General features: G+C 65.1%; 20 protein-coding genes, 1 tRNA gene, 2 rRNA genes and 1 pseudogene (1 of these 24 cut by a window edge). 12 read left to right on the top strand and 12 right to left on the bottom strand.

The genetic code is table 11. The features are described from left to right. Positions 1-5 precede the first annotated feature (5 nt). Together I6L39_RS08155 and I6L39_RS08150 are read left to right on the top strand one after the other, a co-directional pair. The gene (locus I6L39_RS08155; protein WP_216991516.1) at positions 6-1,013 is read left to right on the top strand and encodes an ABC transporter ATP-binding protein; all 1,008 of its coding nucleotides are present in this window, start codon (positions 6-8) and stop codon (positions 1,011-1,013) included. A 39-nt stretch (positions 1,014-1,052) separates the two neighbouring features. Then, positions 1,053-1,712, top strand: a complete 660-nt coding sequence (locus tag I6L39_RS08150; protein ID WP_216991515.1) for an HAD family phosphatase — start codon at positions 1,053-1,055, stop codon at positions 1,710-1,712. A 23-nt stretch (positions 1,713-1,735) separates the two neighbouring features. On the opposite strand, the gene I6L39_RS08145 is transcribed toward I6L39_RS08150, so the two are convergent. After that, entirely contained in the window at positions 1,736-3,337 is a 1,602-nt protein-coding gene (locus tag I6L39_RS08145; protein WP_216991514.1) for a sensor domain-containing diguanylate cyclase, read from the bottom strand. A gap of 109 nt (positions 3,338-3,446) precedes the next feature. On the opposite strand from I6L39_RS08145, the gene I6L39_RS08140 reads away from it, so the two are divergent. From I6L39_RS08140 to I6L39_RS20255, 3 genes and pseudogenes are all read left to right on the top strand, one after another. Continuing rightward, on the top strand, positions 3,447-3,887 hold the full coding sequence (locus I6L39_RS08140) for a DUF2214 family protein (RefSeq protein ID WP_216991769.1): 441 nt from the start codon (positions 3,447-3,449) through the stop codon (positions 3,885-3,887). A 106-nt stretch (positions 3,888-3,993) separates the two neighbouring features. Further along, entirely contained in the window at positions 3,994-4,893 is a 900-nt protein-coding gene (locus I6L39_RS08135) for a DMT family transporter (protein ID WP_042074498.1), read from the top strand. Beyond that, positions 4,890-5,003: pseudogene (locus tag I6L39_RS20255) on the top strand (EamA family transporter); the annotation flags it as partial. The gene I6L39_RS08135 and the pseudogene I6L39_RS20255, both read left to right, overlap by 4 nt. 61 nt (positions 5,004-5,064) lie before the next feature. Here the strand turns inward: I6L39_RS20255 and I6L39_RS08130 are convergent. Both I6L39_RS08130 and I6L39_RS08125 read right to left on the bottom strand, forming a co-directional pair. Then, positions 5,065-5,925 (bottom strand): GyrI-like domain-containing protein, encoded by an 861-nt coding sequence (locus tag I6L39_RS08130; protein ID WP_216991513.1) that lies wholly within the window; start codon positions 5,923-5,925, stop codon positions 5,065-5,067. Next, the gene (locus I6L39_RS08125) at positions 5,922-6,410 is read right to left on the bottom strand and encodes a GNAT family N-acetyltransferase (protein ID WP_216991512.1); all 489 of its coding nucleotides are present in this window, start codon (positions 6,408-6,410) and stop codon (positions 5,922-5,924) included. The genes I6L39_RS08130 and I6L39_RS08125 overlap by 4 nt, the downstream gene beginning before the upstream one ends. A gap of 153 nt (positions 6,411-6,563) precedes the next feature. On the opposite strand from I6L39_RS08125, the gene I6L39_RS08120 reads away from it, so the two are divergent. After that, entirely contained in the window at positions 6,564-8,012 is a 1,449-nt protein-coding gene (locus I6L39_RS08120; protein WP_216991511.1) for a catalase, read from the top strand. A 295-nt stretch (positions 8,013-8,307) separates the two neighbouring features. On the opposite strand, the gene I6L39_RS08115 is transcribed toward I6L39_RS08120, so the two are convergent. Beyond that, on the bottom strand, positions 8,308-8,625 hold the full coding sequence (locus I6L39_RS08115) for a YnjH family protein (RefSeq protein WP_216991510.1): 318 nt from the start codon (positions 8,623-8,625) through the stop codon (positions 8,308-8,310). 222 nt (positions 8,626-8,847) lie between these two features. On the opposite strand from I6L39_RS08115, the gene I6L39_RS08110 reads away from it, so the two are divergent. Then, positions 8,848-10,020, top strand: a complete 1,173-nt coding sequence (locus tag I6L39_RS08110; protein ID WP_216991509.1) for a hypothetical protein — start codon at positions 8,848-8,850, stop codon at positions 10,018-10,020. A gap of 77 nt (positions 10,021-10,097) precedes the next feature. Here I6L39_RS08110 and I6L39_RS08105 read toward each other — a convergent pair whose 3' ends face one another. Beyond that, on the bottom strand, positions 10,098-10,475 hold the full coding sequence (locus I6L39_RS08105; RefSeq protein ID WP_005330064.1) for a hypothetical protein: 378 nt from the start codon (positions 10,473-10,475) through the stop codon (positions 10,098-10,100). A gap of 192 nt (positions 10,476-10,667) precedes the next feature. Between I6L39_RS08105 and I6L39_RS08100 the strand changes: the two genes are divergently transcribed. The 4 genes from I6L39_RS08100 to dhaR all read left to right on the top strand — a co-directional run bounded on the left by I6L39_RS08100 (position 10,668) and on the right by dhaR (position 16,142). Then, positions 10,668-12,047, top strand: coding sequence for a bifunctional NUDIX hydrolase/phosphatase PAP2 family protein (locus I6L39_RS08100; protein WP_216991508.1), 1,380 nt, complete (start codon positions 10,668-10,670; stop codon positions 12,045-12,047). A gap of 10 nt (positions 12,048-12,057) precedes the next feature. Beyond that, complete coding sequence (ydiK, locus tag I6L39_RS08095) at positions 12,058-13,146, top strand: AI-2E family transporter YdiK (protein WP_216991507.1); 1,089 nt, start codon at positions 12,058-12,060, stop codon at positions 13,144-13,146. A gap of 199 nt (positions 13,147-13,345) precedes the next feature. Beyond that, positions 13,346-14,050, top strand: a complete 705-nt coding sequence (locus tag I6L39_RS08090) for an SDR family oxidoreductase (RefSeq protein ID WP_216991506.1) — start codon at positions 13,346-13,348, stop codon at positions 14,048-14,050. 196 nt (positions 14,051-14,246) lie between these two features. Next, positions 14,247-16,142, top strand: coding sequence for a dihydroxyacetone kinase operon transcriptional regulator DhaR (gene dhaR / locus I6L39_RS08085; RefSeq protein ID WP_216991505.1), 1,896 nt, complete (start codon positions 14,247-14,249; stop codon positions 16,140-16,142). 66 nt (positions 16,143-16,208) lie between these two features. Here the strand turns inward: dhaR and dhaM are convergent, their stop codons facing one another. The 4 genes from dhaM to I6L39_RS08065 all read right to left on the bottom strand — a co-directional run bounded on the left by dhaM (position 16,209) and on the right by I6L39_RS08065 (position 20,231). After that, on the bottom strand, positions 16,209-16,925 hold the full coding sequence (gene dhaM, locus I6L39_RS08080; protein WP_209794988.1) for a dihydroxyacetone kinase phosphoryl donor subunit DhaM: 717 nt from the start codon (positions 16,923-16,925) through the stop codon (positions 16,209-16,211). 1 nt (position 16,926) lies between these two features. Further along, positions 16,927-17,556, bottom strand: coding sequence for a dihydroxyacetone kinase subunit DhaL (dhaL, locus tag I6L39_RS08075; RefSeq protein WP_209794987.1), 630 nt, complete (start codon positions 17,554-17,556; stop codon positions 16,927-16,929). Positions 17,557-17,571: 15 nt separating this feature from the next. Then, entirely contained in the window at positions 17,572-18,642 is a 1,071-nt protein-coding gene (gene dhaK / locus I6L39_RS08070; protein ID WP_216991504.1) for a dihydroxyacetone kinase subunit DhaK, read from the bottom strand. 230 nt (positions 18,643-18,872) lie between these two features. Continuing rightward, positions 18,873-20,231 (bottom strand): NCS2 family permease, encoded by a 1,359-nt coding sequence (locus I6L39_RS08065; protein ID WP_216991503.1) that lies wholly within the window; start codon positions 20,229-20,231, stop codon positions 18,873-18,875. Between the two features lie 208 nt (positions 20,232-20,439). On the opposite strand from I6L39_RS08065, the gene I6L39_RS08060 reads away from it, so the two are divergent. Then, positions 20,440-20,772 carry a cupin domain-containing protein gene (locus tag I6L39_RS08060; RefSeq protein WP_042074476.1) on the top strand — a complete coding sequence of 111 codons (333 nt, stop codon included), beginning with the start codon at positions 20,440-20,442 and terminating at the stop codon, positions 20,770-20,772. A 130-nt stretch (positions 20,773-20,902) separates the two neighbouring features. Here I6L39_RS08060 and I6L39_RS08055 read toward each other — a convergent pair. From I6L39_RS08055 to I6L39_RS08045, 3 genes are all read right to left on the bottom strand, one after another. Then, a tRNA-Asp gene (locus I6L39_RS08055) sits at positions 20,903-20,979 on the bottom strand. 98 nt (positions 20,980-21,077) lie between these two features. Next, a 5S ribosomal RNA gene (gene rrf / locus I6L39_RS08050) occupies positions 21,078-21,192 on the bottom strand. A gap of 84 nt (positions 21,193-21,276) precedes the next feature. Beyond that, positions 21,277-22,941: ribosomal RNA gene (locus tag I6L39_RS08045) — 23S ribosomal RNA — on the bottom strand; it runs 1,224 nt beyond the window's last position.

Here is a 22,941-nt window from a genome sequence, read left to right as displayed (position 1 = left end):
TCAACATGTTCCATCTAGAAGTGAATCAACTGCACAAATCCTACGGCGACACCAGGGTGTTCGAGGGGATCGAATTCGGCATCCGCAAGGGGGAGCTGGTGACCCTGCTCGGCCCCTCCGGCTGCGGTAAGTCAACCCTGCTGCGGGCGCTGGCCGGGCTCACCCCGGTGGATGGTGGTCAGGTGCGGGTGGCCGGTGAGGAGATCACCTGGCAGGAACCCCAGAAGCGGGGCATCGGCATGGTGTTCCAGAGCTATGCGCTCTTCCCCAACATGACGGTGTGGGACAACGTCGCCTTCGGCCTCAAGATGAAACCCCAGCCGGGACGGGATCTCGCCGCCAGCGTGCAAGAGGCGCTGGAGCTGGTGGAGCTGACCGGTTTCGAGCGCCGCTATCCGAGTGAGCTATCCGGCGGCCAGCGCCAGCGGGTGGCGCTGGCCCGGGCTTTGGTGGTACGGCCAAGGATCCTGCTGCTGGACGAGCCGCTCTCGGCGCTGGATGCCCGCATCCGCCGCAGCCTGCGCCAGCAGATCCGCGAGATCCAGCAGCGCCTTGAGCTCACCACCCTCTTCGTGACTCACGATCAGGAGGAGGCGCTGACCCTGTCGGACCGGATCTTCCTGATGAACAAGGGATCCATCGTGCAGAGCGGCACGCCGGAGGAGATCTACACCAGACCCGCCAGCGAGTTTGTGGCGGGCTTTATCGGCAACTACAACCTGCTCGGCGCCGAGCAGGGCAAGTCGCTGTTCGGCCCCCGTTTTCAGGGCAAGCTGGCGCTGCGACCGGAGTCCATCACCCTGCTGCCCGCCGGGGCGACCAGCAGCGAGCCCAGCCTGCCCGGCATCGTTCGCCAGCGACAGCTGCTCGGCAACGTCATCCGCTATCAGGTGGAGTGCGAGGCGGGGCTGTTGACGGTGGATTGCCTCAACCGCTCGGCCCGGGATCTGTGGCCGGTGGGCGGCGCCGTGACCCTGGCGGTGGCCCGGGATCAGCTCTGTGAGGTAGCATGAGGCAGCATTTCATTTCCATTTTCACTGCGAGGAGCGCCCATGGCACTGGCACTGTTTGATCTGGACGAGACCCTGATTGCCGGGGATTCCGCCAGCCTCTGGCTGGAGTACATGGTGGCCCAGGAGCTGGCCCCGGCGGGCATGGTCGCCGAGGAGCAGGCCATGATGTCCCTCTACCACCAGGGCAAGATGGACATGCACCAGTACATGGCTTTCACCCTGCAACCGCTGGCGGGCAGGTCGCGCCAGTGGCTGGATCAGCAGTGCCACCACTTCGCCGAGCAGGTGCTGCGCGAGCGCCTCTACCCCGAAGGGCTGGCACGCATCGAGTGGCATCGGGAGCGTGGCGACGAGCTGGTGCTCATCTCCGCCTCCGGCGAGCATCTGGTGGCGCCCATGGCAAAGATGCTGGGAATGGATCACTGCGTCGCCATCCTGCTTGATGAAGAGTCGGGGATGCTGACCGGCCAGACCCGCGGCACCCTGAGTTTTCGCGAGGGCAAGGTGGCCCGCATCAACCAGCTCTTTGCCGGGCGGGACAACCCCTGGCAGGGGAGCTTTGGCTACAGCGACTCCCACAACGATCTGCCCATGCTGAGGGCGGTGAGCCATCCCCATGCGGTCAATCCGGCCCCCGCGCTGCGCCAGTGCGCCTCGGAGCTGGGCTGGCCCCTGCTCCACTGGTCCGGGCAGGCCTGACCCTCCAGACGAGGAAGAGGCCCTCAGGCCTCTTCCTTGCTCAGCATGCCGTCGTCTGACGGCAAGCCGTTCGACGGCGCGGCCTCCCCCAGATGGATGCGGTTCTTGCCATCCCGCTTGGCCCGGTAGACCTCGGCATCGACCATGGCCAGCAGGTGCCTGGCATCCAGCCCAGAGGCGCTCGCCACCAGGCCGCCGCTGAAGGTGATCCCAAGGCCGGGCTCGCGCCAGTCCAGTGACTCCACCCCCTTGCGAAACTGCTCAAGCAGCATCAGGCAGAAGTGGACGTCCGGGTTGGCGAACAGCACCACCAGCTCCTCGCCGCCGTAGCGGCAGACCCAGCCATGATCTCCCAGCAATCGGGCGCCCAGGCTAGACACCCGCTTGAGCACCACGTCCCCGGTCTGGTGACCATAGGTATCATTGACCCGCTTGAAGCCATCCAGATCGATCATGGCCAGGCAGAAGGGATGCTGATCGAGCAGCAACCGGTTCAGACGCTCGTCGAAGAAGCGGCGGTTGTAGAGGCCGGTCAGCTTGTCCAGGTTCGCCTGCTGGCGCGCCTCGTGGTAATCCTTGCTCACCTCGGCCAGCTCGGCATAGACGTGCCTGAGCTCGCGCATCCCCCCGTGGGACAGCCCTTCCGGTTGCGTCCTGCTGGCGCGGATCCGGGTGGAAATCTCGTCCACCATGCGCCTGAAGTACCGGGACCAGATCAGCGCCAGCACCACGTAGAGCACGCTGGCAAGGACGATGATCCCGAGCACGTTGAGAGAGGCGCTCGCCACCACGGCCTGGATGCTGGAAGCCGGCAGCACGCTGATCAGCACCCAGTTGCGCTCCGGCAGCCGGCTGTAGGCCACGAACTGCCGCGACTCAGGATCCAGGAAGATGCCATCCGCCCCGTTGAAACGGGAGAGCCAGCTCGGGTGCGTCATGGGTTTGAGCAACCGGGACGGGTCGGGATGGGCCAGCACCTTGCCGGACTGGTTGACGATCATCTGGTAACCGCTGTTCCACTGACGGTTCAGCTGGGCGGAGAAGGGGGCCAGGATGGCATCGACCGCGAAGACGCCGCGCACCTTGCCCTCCTTGTCGGTGATGGCCCGTGCGAGCGCGATCACCAGGTTGCCGTTGGTGTAGTCGTAGTAGGGCTCGGTCCAGACCATCTCCCCCAGATGCTGGCTGGCCAGCTGATACCAGGGGCGCGTCCTGGGGTCGAAACCGGCATCCGCCTGCCAGGCGGGATAGATCAGCATCTGGCGCTCGGCGGTGCCCACATAGATGTAGACGAGATCCGCCATGACTCCCTTGTAGAGGCGCCACTCCCTGAGATAGGTCTCGGTGTTGAGCAGCCGGGGACCGCTGATGTCCTCCACCTTCACCCGGTCGTAGATGAGGGAGAACTGGCGCTCCAGCTCATGGAGATAAGGCTCGATGAAGACGTGGCGCAACTGGTGATTGGTGGCGAGCAGGCGCTGCTGCAACTCCCGTTGCAGGCTGCGCTCCATGTGCAGGTAGTAGATGGCCCCCAGCATCAGCACGGGGATGAAGAGCAGAAGCAGGCCCAGGCGCATCCGGGCAACCAGGGACCAGGTTTTTTTGGAGACTGCTCGCTTATCCAACCCTGACTCCTGCTATCCCCTGAGGCCGTGTAGTGTCAGAATATCAGCCCCGCCTGATGGCGTCCAAAGGGAAGCGTGCCATGTGGCCGACGAGAAGGAACTGGCCTGGATGTTGAACCCGGATCTGCTGACCGCGCTCCATTACTGCGCCGTGATCACCCTGACCGGCGCCATCACCTCGGAGTACTTCCTGTTCCGGCGCGGCATGTCCATCGACCAGGTGCGCAAGCTGCTGCTGGCGGACAGCCTGGCCGCGCTGGCCCTGCTGCTCATCTTCATCACCGGCCTGCTGCTGGTGCTCGCCCAACCGCAGCCCCCCGCCACCCTGCTCGCCAACCCCGGCTATCGCACCAAGCTGCTGCTGTTCTTCGTCATGGCCCTCAGCTTCGGCTACCCCAGCCGGCTGTTCCATCGCTGGCGCCGCTCCCTGCGCCAGGGGCGGGCCCCCATCGTCTCCACCCAGCAGCAGCTCTGGGTGATCTGGATCCTCAGGGGCAACCTGCTGCTGCTCGCCCTGCTGCCCCTGCTCGCCAGGCTGGCCAGTCGCTGACCCCCGGTCAGCGTGCAAATGACCGGCGACAAAGCCCCCCGCACACGGGTATCGTACTGAGAGGGGCCCGAGTGCCACCGCGACTCTTTCTCAGGGATGATTCCGTATGCGTTCAAACATGATGTTATTGATGGCCGCCGCCATCTGGGGGCTGGGCTTCGTCGCCCAGCGCCTGGGGATGGATCACATGGGGCCCTTCACCTTCAACGGCCTGCGCTTCCTGCTCGGCGCCCTCTCCCTGCTGCCCCTGCTGTGGTGGCTCAAGTCACGCCAGCCCGGGCAGCCGGCCGGTGATCGCCGCCTGCTGCTGACGGGGGGGCTGATCGCCGGCGGGGTGCTCTTCTCCGCCGCCTCCCTGCAACAGGTGGGGCTGCTCTATACCACGGCCGCCAAGGCGGGTTTCATCACCGGCCTCTACATCATACTGGTGCCCGTCATCGGCCTGGCCCTGCGCCACAAGACGGGGGCCAACACCTGGGTCGGCGCCCTCATCGCCATGGCCGGGCTCTACTATCTCAGCGTCACCGAGGAGTTCACCATAGGCTACGGCGATCTGTTGCAGGTGGTGGGGGCCCTGTTCTGGGCCGTGCACCTGCTGGTGCTGGATCACTACTCGAACCGGGTCGCCCCCATTCGCCTTGCCGGCGTGCAGTTCGTGGTGTGCGGCCTGCTGAGCCTGGCCACCGCCTTCGTCATCGAAACACCGACGGTGAGCGGCGCCCTGGCGGGCTGGCAGGCGCTGCTCTATGCGGGCCTGGTCTCGGTCGGCATCGGCTATACCCTGCAGGTGGTGGGGCAGCGCGGGGCCCACCCGGCCCACGCCGCCATCATCCTCAGCCTGGAGACGGTGTTCGCCGCCATCGGCGGCGTGCTGCTGCTGGGAGAGCACCTGGACGAACGAGCCATCGTCGGCTGCGCCCTGATGCTGGCGGGCATGCTCATCTCCCAGATCCGCCTGCGCTGGTGGTGGAAATCCCGCCGGGACAAGGTGCCCAGCCAGTCCTGAACAAGCGCCCCTTGGTCGGCTGCGCCCTGATGCTGGCGGGCATGCTCATCTCCCAAATCCGCCTGCGCTGGTGGTGGAAGTCCCGCCGGGACAAGGTGCCCAGCCAGTGAATGCAAAGAGGAGCCAGAATGGCTCCTCTTTCGTCTTGCGAACCGCGGAATGCGTCGCCACTCAGCCCTGAACGCTGGAGCAGAAGCTCACATCATCGCGCAGGGGATCGTTGCTCACGCTGTGATAGAGCTCGAAGCAGGGGCCGTCGCCAAAGGCGAGCCCGGCCGCGACGATATCGCCGATGTGCTCCTGCCAGCGCGGCCCGTACTGGCTGCGATCCGTGATGAGGTAGCGGGACTGGGCGTAGCGCCCGGCGGGAATGAGCTGAGTCTCCACCTCCCCCGTCCCCTGGGTGCCTGCCGGCACCGTGATGCCGATGTCGGTGCGGCACTGGGCCGGCGGCGTCACCTCGGGGTTGTCGTGGTAGATGAAGATCCACTCCCCCCCTTCCAGAGCGCGGGGCGCGGCCCACTGGTGCAGGCGGTGGCAGACGGCGTCATACCCTTCCCCATAGGGGCCGGTGACCCGGATATAGGCCAGGGTGCGGGCGTCCATCTCGACGGTTTTCATGGTGTTGCTCCTTGCTGATGAGAGGTCTTCAGCATAGGGGAGCAGCCCGTCCCAGGCGTGTCCCTCCTTGCGTTCCAGGTGTCCGTTCTTGCGCTTGTCGCGGCGAAACTCCCCCGGCGTGCAGCCATAGTGGCGGCGGAACGCCTTGGCGAAGGCCTGGGAGCTGCCGAGCCCGGCCCCCAGGGCGATGGCGGTGACGCTGGCCTCCGTGTAGCAGAGCTGCCAGGCCGCCCGCTGCATGCGCAGCCGCCGGCACATCTCCCCGGGGGCCTCCCCCACCACGGCGGTGAACACCCGGTGGAAGTGGTAGAGGGAGAGGCAGGCCAGGCCCGCCAGGGCCTCCATGGAGAGGTCCGGATCCCGCTCCAGCGCCCGTACCACCGGCAGCAGGCGGCGACGGTAGTCGATCATGGGTGCAGCCTGGCCATGTAGAGGGTGTCCATCAGCTGGCCGTGGCGCATGCCGTATTCCCGGGCTATCCCCTCCTGCACGAACCCAACCTTGCGATAGAGGGCCTGCGCCGCCTCGTTGTCACTCCACACGGTCAGCTCGAGGCGGGTCAGTCCGAGCCAGTTATCCGCCAGGTCGATGGCGGCCGCCATCAGGGCGCTGCCCACGCCGCGCCCGGCCCAGTCGTCGCGCACCGCCATGCCGAGGCCCGCCACATGGCGCCGGCGCGGGTTGGGCTCTTGCCACAGGGTCAGGTTACCCACCACGAGGCCATCGGACTCGGCCACCAGCACGGTGACGCCGTCGCGCGGGGTCAGCTTCTGCTCCCACTGTTGCAGGGAGGGGAAGGGAAGTTGCAGGGTGCCGGCCTGGGCCTGGGGCATGGCGTAGAGATCGCGCAGGGCGGGGGCGTCCTCGGGACCGGCGCGGCGAATGGTGATGGACATGAGACCTCCTGGTTGGCTGAGTCCCATCTTGCCGCAAGGCTGGCGTCCGTTTCCACCCCCCATCAGCGAAACCAATCAAAGGGTTAGGCACACTCCATTGGAGCCGCCTCCCCACTTCCCCTAGTCTGGCGACTCATCACAAGGAGACCCGCCATGACCGACAAGACCCTGCGCAGCGCCAACGGCGCCCCCGTCGTCGACAACAACAACAGCCTCACCGCCGGCCCCCGCGGCCCGGTGTTGATGCAAGATATCTGGTTGATGGAAAAACTCGCCCACTTCGATCGGGAACGGATCCCGGAGCGGGTGGTGCATGCCAAGGGCTCGGGCGCCTACGGCACCTTTACCGTGACCCACGACATCAGCGCGTTCAGCAAGGCCGACCTGTTCAACGCCGTCGGCAAGCAGACCCCGGTGTTCCTGCGCTTCTCCACCGTGGCCGGTGAGAAGGGCGCCGCCGACGCCGAGCGCGACGTGCGCGGCTTCGCCCTCAAGTTCTATACCGAGCAGGGCAACTGGGATCTGGTGGGCAACAACACCCCGGTGTTCTTCATTCGCGATCCGCTGAAATTCCCCGACTTCATCCACACCCAGAAGCGGGACCCGCGCACCAACCTGCGCAGCGCCACCGCCGCCTGGGACTTCTGGTCTCGCCATCCGGAATCCCTGCATCAGGTCACCATCCTCTTCAGCGATCGCGGCATCCCCAGGAGCCTGCGGGAGATGAACGGCTACGGCAGCCACACCTTCAGCTTCATCAACGATGCCAACAAGCGCTTCTGGGTCAAGTTCCACTTCAAGACAGAGCAGGGCCACAGCTTCTACACCGACGAGGAGGCCGCCACCGCCGTCGGGCAGGATCGGGAGACCAGCCAGGCCGATCTGTTCAACGCCATCGAGCGGGGCGACTTCCCGCGCTGGCAGGTCTATGTGCAGGTGATGCCGGAGGCCGACGCCCAGACTTACCAGATCCACCCGTTCGACCTCACCAAGGTGTGGCCGCACAGCGACTACCCGCTGATCCCGGTCGGCGTGCTGGAGCTCAACCAGAACCCGGACAACTACTTCGCCCACGTGGAGCAGGCCGCCTTCACCCCGGCCAACGTGGTGCCCGGCATCGGCTTCTCGCCGGATCGCATGCTGCAGGGCCGCCTGTTTTCCTACGGTGACACCCAGCGCTATCGCCTCGGCGTCAACCACGGCCTGCTGCCGGTCAATGCGCCGCGCTGCCCGTTCCACCACGGCGCCCACCGCGACGGCGCCATGCGGGCGGACAGCAACGGCGGCGCCAGCCCCAACTACCAGCCGAACCGCTTCGGCACCCAGCAGCTGAGCGAGCAGCACGAGCCGGCGCTGAGTCTGGAAGGGGCCGCCCTGCACTACGATTTCCGCGACTACGACAGCGACTACTACAGCCAGCCGGGCAACCTGTTCCGGATCATGGACGAGGGGCAGCGCGCGCGCCTGGCCGCCAACCTGGCGCGCTCTCTGGTCAACGTGGAGGATGACGCCATAGTCGCGGCCCAGCTCAGGCACTTCGAGCAGGCCGACCCCGAGTACGCCAGACGGGTCGAACTGGCGCTGGCCGCCCTGCAGCGCTGAGTCGCAGACCGGAAAGTCAACACGGGGGCCTGATGGCCCCCGTGTTCATGATGTGTGATAGACGCAAAAACGGAGCCAGAGGCTCCGTTTTTTCAATGAGGTATCAATCCCGGACGGAACGCGCTTCGCGCTCTTCCCGCTCCCTTGCCAACAAGCGTTTGTACCACCAGCTGCTACGACGACGTTGTGCATTGGAAGAGCGACGAGCCATTGCCTAGATCCCAGTCAAGAGAAGAAAGAGCCGCATTATGCGATAGAGATCACGCCCATGTCTTTAGCTGGATCAAGAAAAGGCTCACTGACCCACGCGGATTGTCACCTTGTTGCTCGCGTCCTCCTCGAGGGGCTGCAGCACGGCAGGCTCACGCCAGGCCAGGGGGCCGTTGCTCTCCTGCACGTTCTGCGGCGCGCACTCCAGCCAGAGGTCCCCCTGCTGGATGCGGGCACCGAGGGAATATTTCTGATCCTGATACCAGCAGACCCGCTCGGGCAAGGATCCGAGCGGCAGCACCAGCTCGGTGCCCACCGAGTGGCTGAGGGTGTTCGATGCCGGGGCGGCCAGCACGGGGCACAGGCCGCCGAGGGCAAACAGACAAAACGCGGTTCGGATCATGGGTGACACCTGTGACTGAGGGGAGTGATGCACTAAAGCGACCAACGGGGTCGCCGACTTGACCAATAAATGCCGGCTCATCTGGCATTCCGGAAGCAATATGGTAGCCTGCCTGCGCCCGCCGGATCCAACCACGAAGCGGCGGGCCGGTTCGGCTGGCATTGCCGTGGGACGGCAATGAATAACAGTTAATAATCAAATAATTACTTGGATATGTTGTCGATGCGTATCATGCCGTTGCTCAAGGCTGCCTGCCTGAGCCTGATGTTGTCCGCCTGCGTGGCCCCCCTGCTGATGATGAGCCCCACCAGCCAGCTGATGTGGGCCCTGCTCAAGCCCCTGGTCGGCTTCGATCCGAACGAAGCCAACCTGTTCGAGCAGCCGCTGATCAAGGACAGAATGACCGCCATGCTGGGACCCAACTACGACACCACCATGCAGTTGCTCAAGACCGCCAACGAGCTGCAGCAGGAGGGGCCGCTGTTCTACGTGGTCTCCCGCTACGCCCCGATACCGGACGCGGCCAAGCAGGCCGGCATGGTGTGGAACGCCGACACCAACCAGCTTGCCGTCATGCTGCAGAAGGGGGACGGGGCGACCCAGGTGTTTGGTGAAAACCTGACGGCGGCCACCCCGGTCTGGCCCAGCACCATGCAGGATTGGCAATCCCAGACCAGCCCCACCGCCACCGCCCTCAGCGGGGTCGGGCAAGCCATGACGGGGTCCGGCACCTCCCTGCTGGGCAACATGGTGGGCAGCCTGCAGCAGAGCGCGACCCAGGCGATCTCCAACTCCGCCAGCCAGGCGGTCAACGGCGCCACCAGCGCGGCGACCCAGCAGGTGAACAAGAGCGTCACCGGCACCCTGCAGCAGGCCAATCAGGCCGTGACGGACTCCGCCAAGCGGGCAGTGAGCGACACCGCCAAACAGGCTGCCAGCAGCGCCACCACCACGGCGCAGCAACAGGCCACCCAGGCGGTGACCGACGGTGCCAAACAGGCCGCCAGCAGCGCCACCGCCACCGCGCAACAACAGGCCACCCAGGCGGTGACCGACGGCGCCAAACAAGCCGCCAGCAGCGCCACCGCCACCGCGCAGCAACAGGCCACCAAGGCGGTGACCGACGGCGCCAAACAGGCCGCCAGCAGCGCCACCGCCACCGCGCAGCAACAGGCCACACAAGTGGTGACCGACGGCGCCAAACAGGCCGCCAGCAGCACCGCCACCGCACAGCAACAGACCAGCAAGGCGGTGACCGACGGCGCCAAGCAGGCCGCCAGCAGCGCCGCCGCCACCGTGCAGCCACAGGCCGGCAAGGGAGAAGAGCAGGCGGGAGCCCTGAGCGATCAGGCCAGGGCGGATGCGGAAGCCGAGCTGGAGAAGCTGCTCAACTGAGTTCGGGCAAGCCGCACCACCATGCAAACAGGCCACCCCGGGGTGGCCTGTCGTCTATCTGCGAGAAGGCGTAAACCTTAGAAGTGCCGGTCCTGCTCCGTGGGCTTGGCCACCTTGTCCTCGCTGTGCTCGATGGCGGTACGGATCAGATCGACGCCGGCCCGGATGATCAGTACCCCCATGTTGACCAGCTTGACGCAGACCCACATGAAGGTGATGAGCAGGATCAGCTTGAGCACCGTCTGGAACGCCTCCAGGAAGTTCTGTTCCAGCTGGGCGGTGAGGCCATTGGCGCTGCTCATCAGCCAAGTGTAGACCTCGCGCACGAAGGGGATACGGCTCGGCATCTCCAGCACGTCCAGCGCCGCAGGCAGCGCCTGGAAGATGACGATGCTGCCAAACAGTATCAGGATGACGCCGATGGCAATCCCCAGGAAGAAACCGAACTGTCGCATGAAAGGCCCCAAGATGTGTTGAATGAGAAGAACAATAGCCGCCAATACTAGGGACTGCCCGGGCAGACGGCAATCCTTCCGCCCCAGATCGTACCGTCCGTTCCCCTGGCTGACGCCCCCTCGTCGGGAAGTCATTGCCCAAGTATCTGATTTCTGTGACCCTTGTCCCCATCTCCTTGCCATGGGCCCATCATGATCCGAACCGCCTTCTTCCTGATCCTGCTCTTTGGCACCCTCTGCGCCCCCCTGCGCGCCGCCGAGTCGCCCCCCTCGGCGGGCGCCTGCGTGATCCGCCACCAGCAGCAGCTGCTGCTGGTGCAAGACAGGATCTCCTCCCGCTATAGCCTGAGTGGCGGCTACATCGACGCGGGGGAGACCCCGGCCCAGGCGGCACTGCGGGAGTTGTACGAGGAGACGGGGCTGCGAGGGCGCGTCACCGCCGAGCTGGGGCGCTGGCAGAGGGCGCAGGTGTTCGCCTGCCAGACCCTCTCCCCCATCCAGGCCCAGACCGGCTCCGGCTTCGTCTCCATACTGCAGGCCCCCAACCTCGGCGGCGAGATCCTCAATGCCAGGCTGATCGATGCCCCCCACCTGCCCCAGGATCAGCGTCGTTTCCCGGCGCAGCTGGACTGGCTGGCTCCCCGGCTGGCCGACGTCCCAGAGAGCCAGGTGCAGTGGGTCACCGACTTCAGCGCCGGGGCCAGCGCCCTGCACCAGGCCGAGCTGCCACCGATCCAGCGCCTGCAGCAGTGGCTGGGGCCGGACGCCACCTGGCTCCTGACCGGCAACCTGCTGGGCTCCGCCCCCTTCCAGCTGGCCCTGCTGCCCTTCCTGCTCCCCCTGCTGGGCTGGCCAAGGGTGCGCAGCCTGCTGTTTGCCATGGTGCTGCTCACCCTGGTGGTCAACCTGCTCAAGGAGGGGATAGCCTGGCCCAGGCCCTTCCACCTCGACCCCCTGCTGGCGCAGCGCAGCGCCCAGGGCTTTGGCATGCCGAGCGGCCACGCTGCCTCGACCCTGCTCTACTGGGGCCTGCTGCTGACCAGCCTGCCGGCCCTCAGACCCTGGCAGGGGTGCGTGCTGGCGCTGCTGCTGGCCGGGCTGGCCGGAGTGGCGCGGGTCTGGCTGGGGGTGCACTTCTTCTCGGATGTGGTGGCAGGCCTCGCTCTGGGCGCCCTGCTGCTGGCGCTGCGCGCGCCCCTGGCTGCACTGGCTGCGCGCCAGTCCCCCTGGGGAATTCTGCTGCTGGTCAGCACCCTGGCCGCCTGGCTCACCCAGTCCACCACCCTGGGGGGACTCGCCATGTTCACCCTGGGGCTCGCATCGGGTAATCTGCTACAACTCGAACGGCACCCGACTCCCGCCCTCCGTGCGGCACTGCTGGCCCTGACCGGCGGACTGGTCATCGCCGGGCTGCTGCTCGTGGTGCCCATGCTCACCAGCAGCTCCCTGCTGATCCTGGCCGGAAACGGGTTACTCTATGGCGGCCTGGGGTTCTGGCTGAGTGCCGGGCTCTGGTGGCTGCTCTCCGTCGTCCCGACCGGTTCCCCTCCCGGGAGCCCTACCCCTCGTTAAAGGGAATGTCATGAATATGAAAAAAGTGGATTTGGCCAAGATCACCCTGGGCGTGCTGTTCCTCAGCCTGCTCATCATCTCGTGTTTCATGGTGCTGCGCCCCTTCCTGCCCGCCCTGGTGTGGGCCACCATGATCACCATCGCCACCTGGCCGCTGATGCAGATGGCCCAGCGCCTGCTGTGGGGCAAGCGTACCCTGGCGGCCCTGCTGATGAGCGTCATCCTGCTGCTGATGTTCGTCATCCCCCTGTTCATGGCGCTGGCCAACGTGGCGGAGAAGGCCCCCATGCTCATCGATCTCGGCACCGAGCTGAGCCACTCGCCGCCCCCCGAGCTGCTCTGGCTGCAACAGCTGCCCCTGGTCGGTGACAGGCTGTACGAGTTCTGGCAGCAGATCCTGGCGAGCGGTGGTCAGGTGCTGTTCGCCAAGCTGGCCCCCTACTTCGGCCAGACCGCCCGCTGGCTGGCGGCCCAGGCGGGCAACCTCGGCCTGCTGTTCGTTCACTTCCTGCTGACCGTGGCCATCTGCGGCCTGCTCTACCACTCTGGCGAGAAGGCCGCCGACGGCATTCGCCGCTTCGCCCACCGCCTGGCGGGCCAGCGCGGCGACAATGCCGTGGTGCTCGCCTCCCAGGCCATCCGCGCCGTCGCCATGGGGGTGGTGGTGACCGCCCTGGTGCAATCCTCGGTGGCGGGGCTCGGCCTGCTCATCGCCGGCATTCCCTACACCATGATCCTGGTGGTGCTGATGTTCCTGCTGATCGTCGCCCAGATAGGCCCCTTCCCCGTGCTGCTGGCCAGCGTCGGCTACCTCTACTGGAGCGGTGATACCACCTGGGGCACCTTCCTGCTGGTCTGGTCCCTGCTGGCGGGCACCATGGACAACTTCCTGCGCCCCTTCCTCATCAAGCGCGGGGCCGACCTGCCGCTGATCCTGATCCTGGTCGGGGTCATCGGCGGCCTGCTGGCGCTCGGCATCATAGGGCTCTTCATCGGCCCCGTGGTGCTGGCGGTGGGCTATACCCTGCTGGATGCCTGGATCAAGGAAGGGGAGCCGGCGCCCGCCCTGGAGGCACCCGAGCCGCCCAGGGCGGAATAATCCCCTCGAAGACGCCGCCCGCTGGGCGGCGTCTCTGTCTTGTCGTGACGGCGCGCCCCCTGGCAAGGTGATAGACCAGAACCAAAGTTCGAGCCGGATCGCCAAAACACGAACCAGGGTTCGAATCCGCCCCCCTCCTCCCCTGTCCTCTCCCTGAGCCACCCGCCACAATGCGGGCACCATTCAGAAGGAGAACGAGATGAACCCATTGAGAGCAACACGCGCCCTGATCAGCGGCGGCGCAAGCGGGATCGGACTGGCCATCGCCGAGGCCCTGGCCAGCCAGGGGGTGGAACTGATCCTGGCTTCCCGTCGCCAGGGGCTGCTGGAACAGGAGGCGGCCCGGCTCGGAGCCCGATACGGGGTGAGAGTGCTGCCCCTGGTGCTGGATGTCAGCGACGGCGATCAGGTGCGAGCACAGCACGCCCAGGCCAGGGCCCTGCTCGGCCCCATCGATCTGCTCGTCAACAACAGCGGGGTAGGCAGCGACTATCTGGTGCAGGACCTGCCGGAATCGGAGTGGGACAGGGTGATGGACACCTGCGCCAAGGGCAGCTTCCTGCTGACCCGGGCCTGCCTGCCGGACATGCTGGCCAACCGTCACGGCACCATCATCAACATCGCCTCCCAGGCCGCCAGGCACGGCTATGCGAGGGCCGGCGTCTACTGCGCCGCCAAATTTGCCGTCCTGGGCTTTGCCAAGGCGCTGCGGGAAGAAGTCCAGCACCAGGGCATACGCGTCCACACCCTCTGTCCCGGCCTGGTACAGGTGCCGCCACCGGCCTGCCCGGGGGATCGCAAACCGGGCTGGCTGCAGGTGGAGGATCTCGCCGAGGCCGTGCTCTACACCCTGCGCCAGGGGGCCCATGTCCAGCTCGACGAGATCGGCATGACGGGGATCTGAGGGAACGCGGTGAAGCGATGACAGGGGGCCTCGGCGCCCCCTGTCATCTTGCGGCAGATCAGGCCTGCTGATGGCGGCTGATGCGGTGGATGCCGCCGCCCGGAGCGGGGAGGCCACACTCTGAGATAGCTCACTGAATCGGGCCGGCAAGGGTGGTTAAATGACCCCTTCCCCCTTGTCGGATAACCCAGCGACCATGTCACCCTCCCCCCTGCCACCCCCGTCCTGGCCCGAATACCTGCAAGCCTCCTGGCTGCGCTGTGCCCACCAGACCAGCGCCACCCTCTGGCATGCGCCCCACAGCGCCAAGGGCCAGACCCTGCACAGCCTGCGCCAGCGCAAGCGGGACCTGCTCACCACGGGCGAGATGGCCCTCGAGGATCTCTACGAATTCATGGAGGGGCGCCCCTGCGCCCTGCTGCTCACCGACGAGAGCGGCTGCCTGCTGGCCCAGACCGGCCACCCCGAAACCCTGGGGGAACTGGCGGCGCTCGGCTTTGGTCCCGGCGCCTTCTTCAGCGAGGGACGCATCGGCACCAATGCCATCAATCTGGCGGCGTTGGAGGGGATACCGCTCTGCGTCAGCGGCCCCCAGCACTTCAACCAGAGCCTCCACCCCTGGCACTGCTGCGCCAGCCCTGTCTACGACAGCAATGGCCGCCAGGTCGCCATAGTGGCCCTGATCTGCCGGGTGGAGGAGGCCGCGCCGGGAGATCTGGCGCTCACCGTCAGCGCCGGTCGCGAGCTGGCCAACCTGCTGCAGATGGAGCGCCTGATGCAGGAGTCCCAGCACCATCTGAGCGAACTCTATGCCCTGCTGGACGGCATGGATGACGGCGTGCTGGCCTGGGATCCCCAGGGCAGGCTGCGCTACCTCAACGCGCTGGCGGCCAGCCGGCTGCGACTCGACCCGGATCTCTGCCTCGGCCAGCCCCTCGATCGCCACCTGCTGTTGCCCAGGCGCCTGCAGCTCGCCATCGAGGAGAGGGCCCCCCTGAGCCACGTGGAGGTAACGCTGGAGCGCACCGGCACGGGAGAGTTCATCGACGCCCTGGTGAGCCTCAAGCCACTGCCCGGTCCCGACGGGGTCGGCTTTATCGCCCTGCTCCACCCCGCCGACAGGCTGCGCGCCATCCATCGGCTGCGCCAGACGGTCCCCGAACTCTCCGCCCTGGTGGGGGAATCGAGCGCCATGCGCAAGCTGCTGCGCCACGCCCGCCAGGCTGCCAGGGGGCAGGGTCCCGTCTTGCTGCGGGGCGAGGAGGAGGTGGGCAAGGCCCAGTTGGCGGAGGCCATCCACTTCGGCAGCGAACGGGCCGCCGGGCCCCTCGTCACGCTCAACTGCCAGGCGCTGCCCGGCGATCGCATGGCACTGGAGCTGATGGGCTCCGACGAGGCGGGACAGGAGCGGGCCGGCAAGTTCGAGCTGGCCCACGGCGGCACCCTGGTGCTGGAGCAGGTGGAGTGCCTGTCTCTCCCCATGCAGGCGGCCCTGCTGCAGCTGCTCAAGACCGGCCGCATCCAGCGTTTCGATTCCGCCCGCATCCTGCCGCTCAGGGTGAGGATCATCGCGACCAGCAGTGCACCGCTGGAGCAGCGGGTGCAGGAGGGTCACTTCGGCCGACAGTTGCTCTATGCGCTACAGGGGTGCGAGCTGTGGTTGCCTAGCCTGAGGGAACGCACCGCCGACCTGCCTGGCCTTATCAGCCAGCAGCTGGTAGCGCAGGGGCGAGAGCCGGGGCGGCGCTTCAACCCGGCGGCCCTCGACTGCCTGCTGGCCTACCCCTGGCCCGGCAATCTGGGGGAGCTGCGCAGCGCCATCGAATACGCCCTGCTCCACAGCAGCGAGGCCCTGATCCCGCCACAGGCGCTGCCGGTGACCATCCGCCACGGCCATCAACCCGCGGTGGATGCCGTGGTGGGGCCGCCGCTGCTCACCCTGGCGGAGCTGGAACGCCAGGCCATCTTGCGCAGCGCTCACGCCAGCAAGGGGCAGGTCAGCCTGATGGCCAGGCAGTTGGGGATCAGCCGCACCACACTGTGGCGACGGCTGAAACTGCTCGACATGGATCCTGCCGACTATCAGGGTTGAGGCGCGCCTGCACGGCGAAAACAGCAGGCCCCGCCATGGCGGGGCCTGTATTGACGGGTCTGCCCCTCAGTCGCCGAAGCGCACCTCGGCCAGTTGCCTGAAGGCGTCCAGCGCCGCCCCGGCATCCTCCCCTCGCGCCAGCAGGATAAGCCTGTCACCCTGGCGCACATCGAGCATGGTGAGCCGGGTCAGGCTGCGAGGGTTGGCTTCTCTGTCCCCCTTTTGCAGCTTCAGCTCGGCGGAGAAGGGCTTGAGGGCGGCCACCAGTCGGGCGGCGGGGCGCACATGCAGGCCGTGGGGATTCTCCACCACCACCTCGCAGCGCAGCCAGCCATCGTCGGGCACAGGGGCAGCCTCGACGGCCTCCGGCTCTGTCTTACCCGCCAGCATCCCTTGTTTCGGGCCCAGGGCGCCGAGCGCCTCGGCGGCCACCTCGTCCAGCGTCAGGCCGTATCCGGCCGCCACCACGGCGGCCAGGGTACCCTCGACCAGGGGGGCGGGGCAGAGCCGTACCCGAGCGCCCAGCTCCGGGGGCAGCAGCTCGAGGGCGGTCTCGGCGCTGAGCAGGGCGCTGCCCAGATCCATCAGCACCAGCACGCCGCTGCCGTCGTCCGCCTCTTCAATGGCACTCATCACGGCGATGGCGTCGGTACCTATGGGGTGATCGGGGTCATCGACCCCGGCCGCCAGCAACAGCTTCGCCGGGCTGCCGAGCTGGTCGGCCAGGGCTTTCAATCCGGCCGCCAGCAGGGCGCTGTGAGAGACCACTACGATGCCGATCATGTCACAACCTCGCTCTGTCACGCAGGGCGGTCAGCAGCAGCAGGGTCGAGGTGGCCCCGGCATCCTGATGGCCTATGCTGCGCTCGCCGAGATAGCTGGCGCGCCCCTTGCGGGCCTGCATCTGGATGGTGGCTTCGGTGCCGGCGGCAGCGGCCGCGACCGCCTTGTCCAGCGCCTCGGGCAGCGGCAGGCCCTGCTGCTCGGCCTGTTGCAGGGCGGCCAGCGCCGGCCACCAGGCGTCGCACATGGTCTTGTCACCGGGTTCGGCGCGGCCGCGGGAGACGATCCCCTCCACTCCGTCGCCCAGCATCTTGCCGAGCTGGCCGAGGGTCAGGCTCTGGCAGGCATCGCTGCTGGCCGCCGCCCGGATGAAGAAGGTGCCGTAGAGCGGGCCGCTGGCGCCACCGACCGAGGAGAGCAGGGTCATGCCGGTGGTCTTGAGCACCTGGCCGATGTCCTTGTCCGCCACCGCGGGCAGCTTCTCGGCCACCTTGGTGAAGCCGCGCTGCATGTTGAGGCCGTGGTCGCCGTCGCCGATGTCGGTATCCAGCGCGGTGAGGTAGTCGCGCTGCTCGGTGAAGATGTGCTCGCAGTCGAGCAGCCAGTTGACGATCTGGTGTTTGCTTAGCATGAGAATGAAGGCTCCTTAGCAGCCGCGGCGCAAGGCCGGGGTGTGAACGGGGGCATCCCACAGGGTCATCAGCTCGTCATCCGCCTTGAGCAGGGTGATGGAGATGCCGGTCATGTCGAGGGAGGTGCAGTAGGGACCGATCAGGTTGCGCACCAGATGGATGCCCGCCTCTTCGCACAGGGTGGCGAGCCGACCATAGACGCCGTAGAGCTCGGAGATGGGGGTGCCACCCAGGCTGTTGACCAGGGCGATGACCCTGTCTCCCGCATTCAACGGCTCGACAAAGGTGTGCTCCTCCTGCCAGCTGCCGCTGGTGCGATCCCAGTGGCGCAGGGTGCGACCATAGGGGCTGTTGTCGGCCAGCTCCTTGAACATGTCGTCCACCAGGGTGTTGAGGTCGGTGAAGGAGCGGCGCGCTATGCCGGGTTCGCCGTGGATGCCGACGCCGAACTCCACCTCGTTGTCCGCTAGGGTGAAGGAGGGCTTGCCGGCGGCCGGTACTGTGCAGGCATGCATGGCCACGCCTATGGTGCGGCTCTGGTTGTTGATGCGGCGGGCCAGCGCCTCGCAGCGCGCCAGATCGTAGCCCGCCTCGGCGGCGGCCCCGACCAGCTTCTCGCACAGCACGGTCGTGGCGACGCCGCGACGGCCGGCGGTGTAGAGACTGTCTTTGACCGCCACGTCGTCATCGATCAGGGCGAAGCCCACCTTGACCCCGTCACCGTGCAGCAGCTCGACCGCGGTTTCGAAGTTGAGCACGTCCCCGGTGTAGTTCTTCACCAGAAACAGCACGCCGGCGCCGCCATCGACCGCCTGGCCGCACTCGTACATCTGATCCGGGGTCGGGGAGGTAAAGATCTCGCCGGGGCAGGCGCCATCCAGCATCCCCTTGCCTACCAGACCGCCGTGCATCGGCTCGTGGCCGCTGCCGCCACCGGAGACCAGCGCCACCTTGCCCGTCACGGGGGCGTCGGCGCGGGTGATGTAGTGGGGTTCGATCCGCACCTTGAGCTCGGGGTGGGCGGCCGCCATCCCCATCAGTTGTTCACGGACCACGGCATCGACGGCATTGATCAGCTTCTTCATGGCTCACTCCTTGTCTTGCCACCGCACGGGGGGCAGATGATTGATGGAGCCAGTCTAACGGGATAAGTCGAGAGAAAAATGACGGTCGTTCCGGTTCGGATTTGGAACGGAAGGGGAGGGTCTATCGTTTCACTCTGAAACATCCGGAAGGCACATGAGGAAGAACTGTTAACTCCCTCACAACCATAAAAAAGGGCTCCCGCAGGAGCCCTTCTCGATAACCGGGTTGATCAGATGGCCCAGCCACCGGCATAGAAGATCACCAGCGCCAGGGCGATGATGACGGTGCCGATGTTGAGTTTCTTCCACTCGGCGGCAAACAGGCGACCCACGACCAGCGCGACGAAGCCCAGCATGATGCCGGTGACTATGTTGCAGGTGAGCACGATGAAGACGGCGCACAGCATGCCGGAGAGGGCATCGACCGAGTCGTTGAAGTCCAGCTTGGTGACGTTGCCCAGCATCAGCAGGCCGACGTACATCAGGGCCGGGGCGGTGGCGTAGGCCGGCACCAGATAGCTCAGGGGCGAAAGGAAGATCATCAGCAGGAAGAGCACGCCGACCAGGGTGGCGGTCAGGCCTGTCTTGCCACCGGCCGCGGTGCCTGCGGCAGATTCGATGTAGACGGCAGCCGGTGCACCACCGACGGCGCCTGCGACCATGCTGCTGACCGAATCGGCGGTCAGGGCCTTGCCGCCGCTGATGATGTGGCCACGTTCGTTGATGAGCCCGGCCTGGCCGGCCACGGCACGTATGGTGCCGGTGGCGTCAAACACGGCGGTCATCACCAGCGCCAGCACTGTGGGGATCACCACAGGGTTGAGGGCGCCCAGCACATCCATGCTACCCACCAGGGAGCCCTTCTCGCCGGTCAGGCTCGGCATGGCGAAGAAGCCCTGCCAGGTCACTTTCGGGTCGAAGATGAGGCCCAGGATGGAGATGGCGATGATCACCATCAGGATGCCGCCCGGCACCTTGCGACGCTCCAGGCCGAAGATGGCGGCCAGACCCAGCACCGTCATGATGACGGGGAAGGCGGTGACCTCACCGAGCTGAACCGGCAGACCGGCCCCTTCGTTCTTGATCACCATGCCGACGCCGTTGGTGGCGATCAGCAGCAGGAACAGACCGATGCCGATGCCGGTACCGTGGGCAATGCCGGAGGGGAGGTTGTCCAGGATCCACTGGCGCACGCCGGTGACGCTGATCAGGGTGAACAGAACCCCCATCAGGAAGATGGCGCCGAGGGCGACCGGGATGCTCAGCCCCTGCCCCAGCACCAGGCTGAAGGCGGTAAAGGCGGTGAGGGAGATGGCGCAACCGATGGCCATCGGCAGCTTGGCCCACAGCCCCATCAGCAGGGAGCCGAAGGTGGCGATCAGGCAGGTGGCCACAAACACCGGTCCCTGCTCAAAGCCGGCAGCGCCCAGCATGTTCGGCACCACTATGATGCTGTAGACCATGGCCAGGAAGGTGGTCAGCCCCGCGACCAGTTCCTGGCGCACGGAGCTTCCACGCTGGGTAATGGAAAAATAGGAGTCCAGAAATCCGCCGTTGCCGGTACGGGCCGTCATTTCTTGCGTTGCCATAATTCATCCTGAAAGTGTGATGGAAATCGTTTGCGTGATGGCGCGCAAAATAGCAAGAATTTGGCGAAATTACAGCGGATCAGCCGGCATTTTCCCTAACTTTTCCACTTTAAAGCCCCATAAGAATCTCACCCTTGGGTGTGAGGTCTTGTTCCCAGCTTCTACACTCTTAGCTAGTCACTCGCCCATCAACCGGAGAGAAGCCCCCATGCACACAGGCAACCTGCTCGGCCAGATCCCCTCCCCCCTGCCCAATGAAGTGTTCACGGATCTGGTCAGCACGAACCACTTTCGCATCGAACGCATCCTCTCCCAGGGACAGCAGACCCCCACCGGGGAGTGGTTCGATCAGGATGAACACGAATGGGTGTTGCTGGTGCAGGGGGAGGCCATCCTGGTCTTCATCACCCCGGATACCGAGGTGCAGGAGCGCGTACATCTCGGGCCCGGGGACTACATCAACATCCCCGCCCACCTTCAGCACAGGGTAGAGTGGACCCACCCAACCGAGACGACCGTCTGGCTCTGCATCTATTACTAGGGGAGTGTGGTGGCCACGGCGATACATCGTGCGAAGCGCAAAAAGCCCGGTCATATGACCGGGCTTTTGGTTCCTCTAGATCGGCTTAAAAGCAAAAAGGCCTTCCCGTCAGGGAAGGCCTTCAAACTAGTGGCGGAGCGGACGGGACTCGAACCCGCGACCCCCGGCGTGACAGGCCGGTATTCTAACCGACTGAACTACCGCTCCGCATTCGGTTAGCTTTCGCTAAAGCTGTTGCTGCTTGTTTATGAGGTGTCATCCCCGCAGCCAGTAACGTGATTTCGCACATCACTGTTTAATTAGGTGCCTGGCAGTGTCCTACTCTCGCATGGCGAATGCCACACTACCATCGGCGCTACAGCGTTTCACTTCTGAGTTCGGCATGGGGTCAGGTGGTTCCACTGCGCTATTGCCGCCAGGCAAAAATCTTCAATCTGAAAAAGCTGATTTAATTATTCGTTCTCGGTATCTGCTACAAGCCTTCGAACACTTCTTGGGTGTTGTATGGTTAAGCCTCACGGGTAATTAGTATGGGTTAGCTCAACACGTCGCCGCGCTTACACACCCCACCTATCAACGTTGTGGTCTCCAACGGCCCTTTAGGACCCTCAAGGGGTCAGGGATGACTCATCTCAGGGCTCGCTTCCCGCTTAGATGCTTTCAGCGGTTATCGATTCCGAACTTAGCTACCGGGCAGTGCCACTGGCGTGACAACCCGAACACCAGAGGTTCGTTCACTCCGGTCCTCTCGTACTAGGAGCAACTCCCTTCAATCATCCAACGCCCACGGCAGATAGGGACCGAACTGTCTCACGACGTTCTGAACCCAGCTCGCGTACCACTTTAAATGGCGAACAGCCATACCCTTGGGACCGACTTCAGCCCCAGGATGTGATGAGCCGACATCGAGGTGCCAAACACCGCCGTCGATATGAACTCTTGGGCGGTATCAGCCTGTTATCCCCGGAGTACCTTTTATCCGTTGAGCGATGGCCCTTCCATTCAGAACCACCGGATCACTATGACCTACTTTCGTACCTGCTCGACCTGTCCGTCTCGCAGTTAAGCTGGCTTATGCCATTGCACTAACCTCCTGATGTCCGACCAGGATTAGCCAACCTTCGTGCTCCTCCGTTACTCTTTGGGAGGAGACCGCCCCAGTCAAACTACCCACCAGGCACTGTCCGCGAGCCCGATTCAGGGCCCTGCGTTAGAACATCAAACATACAAGGGTGGTATTTCAAGGACGGCTCCAGCGCAACTGGCGTCACGCCTTCAAAGCCTCCCACCTATCCTACACATGTAGGTTCAATGTTCAGTGCCAAGCTGTAGTAAAGGTTCACGGGGTCTTTCCGTCTAGCCGCGGGTACACCGCATCTTCACGGCGAATTCGATTTCACTGAGTCTCGGGTGGAGACAGCATGGCCATGGTTACACCATTCGTGCAGGTCGGAACTTACCCGACAAGGAATTTCGCTACCTTAGGACCGTTATAGTTACGGCCGCCGTTTACCGGGGCTTCGATCAAGAGCTTCGCTTGCGCTAACCCCATCAATTAACCTTCCGGCACCGGGCAGGTGTCACACCCTATACGTCCACTTTCGTGTTTGCAGAGTGCTGTGTTTTTGATAAACAGTCCCAGCCATCTGGTCACTGCGACTCCCGTCAGCTCCATCCGCAAGGGACTTCACCAACAAGAGCGAACCTTCTCCCGAAGTTACGGTTCTATTTTGCCTAGTTCCTTCACCCGAGTTCTCTCAAGCGCCTTGGTATTCTCTACCCGACCACCTGTGTCGGTTTGGGGTACGATGACTTGTAATCTGAAGCTTAGAGGCTTTTCCTGGAAGCAGGGCATCAATGGCTTCCGCACCGTGGTGCGTTCGTCTCGTGTCTCAGTGTTGTGTCTGCGGATTTGCCTACAAACACCACCTACGCACTTTCACCAGGACAACCGTCGCCTGGCCCACCTAGCCTTCTCCGTCCCCCCATCGCAATTACAAGTCGTGCAGGAATATTAACCTGCTTCCCATCGACTACGCCTTTCGGCCTCGCCTTAGGGGTCGACTCACCCTGCCCCGATTAACGTTGGACAGGAACCCTTGGTCTTCCGGCGAGGAGGCTTTTCACCCCCTTTATCGTTACTTACGTCAGCATTCGCACTTCTGATAT

Origin of the sequence: Aeromonas sp. FDAARGOS 1409, from assembly GCF_019048705.1 — a bacterium.
Lineage (GTDB): Bacteria > Pseudomonadota > Gammaproteobacteria > Enterobacterales > Aeromonadaceae > Aeromonas > Aeromonas sanarellii.
The sequence above is the reverse complement of the archived record's forward strand: the minus strand, read 5'-3'. Positions and strand labels throughout refer to the sequence as shown.

What these genes read in the sequence shown, in the direction of transcription:
- I6L39_RS08155 (WP_216991516.1), top strand. Translation starts at nt 6, where the DNA reads ATGTTCCATCTAGAAGTGAATCAACTGCACAAATCCTACGGCGACACC.
- I6L39_RS08150 (WP_216991515.1), top strand. Translation starts at nt 1,053, where the DNA reads ATGGCACTGGCACTGTTTGATCTGGACGAGACCCTGATTGCCGGGGAT.
- I6L39_RS08140 (WP_216991769.1), top strand. Translation starts at nt 3,447, where the DNA reads ATGTTGAACCCGGATCTGCTGACCGCGCTCCATTACTGCGCCGTGATC.
- I6L39_RS08135 (WP_042074498.1), top strand. Translation starts at nt 3,994, where the DNA reads ATGCGTTCAAACATGATGTTATTGATGGCCGCCGCCATCTGGGGGCTG.
- I6L39_RS08130 (WP_216991513.1), bottom strand. Translation starts at nt 5,925, where the DNA reads ATGATCGACTACCGTCGCCGCCTGCTGCCGGTGGTACGGGCGCTGGAG.
- I6L39_RS08125 (WP_216991512.1), bottom strand. Translation starts at nt 6,410, where the DNA reads ATGTCCATCACCATTCGCCGCGCCGGTCCCGAGGACGCCCCCGCCCTG.
- I6L39_RS08120 (WP_216991511.1), top strand. Translation starts at nt 6,564, where the DNA reads ATGACCGACAAGACCCTGCGCAGCGCCAACGGCGCCCCCGTCGTCGAC.
- I6L39_RS08115 (WP_216991510.1), bottom strand. Translation starts at nt 8,625, where the DNA reads ATGATCCGAACCGCGTTTTGTCTGTTTGCCCTCGGCGGCCTGTGCCCC.
- I6L39_RS08110 (WP_216991509.1), top strand. Translation starts at nt 8,848, where the DNA reads ATGCGTATCATGCCGTTGCTCAAGGCTGCCTGCCTGAGCCTGATGTTG.
- I6L39_RS08105 (WP_005330064.1), bottom strand. Translation starts at nt 10,475, where the DNA reads ATGCGACAGTTCGGTTTCTTCCTGGGGATTGCCATCGGCGTCATCCTG.
- I6L39_RS08100 (WP_216991508.1), top strand. Translation starts at nt 10,668, where the DNA reads ATGATCCGAACCGCCTTCTTCCTGATCCTGCTCTTTGGCACCCTCTGC.
- ydiK (WP_216991507.1), top strand. Translation starts at nt 12,058, where the DNA reads ATGAATATGAAAAAAGTGGATTTGGCCAAGATCACCCTGGGCGTGCTG.
- I6L39_RS08090 (WP_216991506.1), top strand. Translation starts at nt 13,346, where the DNA reads ATGAACCCATTGAGAGCAACACGCGCCCTGATCAGCGGCGGCGCAAGC.
- dhaR (WP_216991505.1), top strand. Translation starts at nt 14,247, where the DNA reads ATGTCACCCTCCCCCCTGCCACCCCCGTCCTGGCCCGAATACCTGCAA.
- dhaM (WP_209794988.1), bottom strand. Translation starts at nt 16,925, where the DNA reads ATGATCGGCATCGTAGTGGTCTCTCACAGCGCCCTGCTGGCGGCCGGA.
- dhaL (WP_209794987.1), bottom strand. Translation starts at nt 17,556, where the DNA reads ATGCTAAGCAAACACCAGATCGTCAACTGGCTGCTCGACTGCGAGCAC.
- dhaK (WP_216991504.1), bottom strand. Translation starts at nt 18,642, where the DNA reads ATGAAGAAGCTGATCAATGCCGTCGATGCCGTGGTCCGTGAACAACTG.
- I6L39_RS08065 (WP_216991503.1), bottom strand. Translation starts at nt 20,231, where the DNA reads ATGGCAACGCAAGAAATGACGGCCCGTACCGGCAACGGCGGATTTCTG.
- I6L39_RS08060 (WP_042074476.1), top strand. Translation starts at nt 20,440, where the DNA reads ATGCACACAGGCAACCTGCTCGGCCAGATCCCCTCCCCCCTGCCCAAT.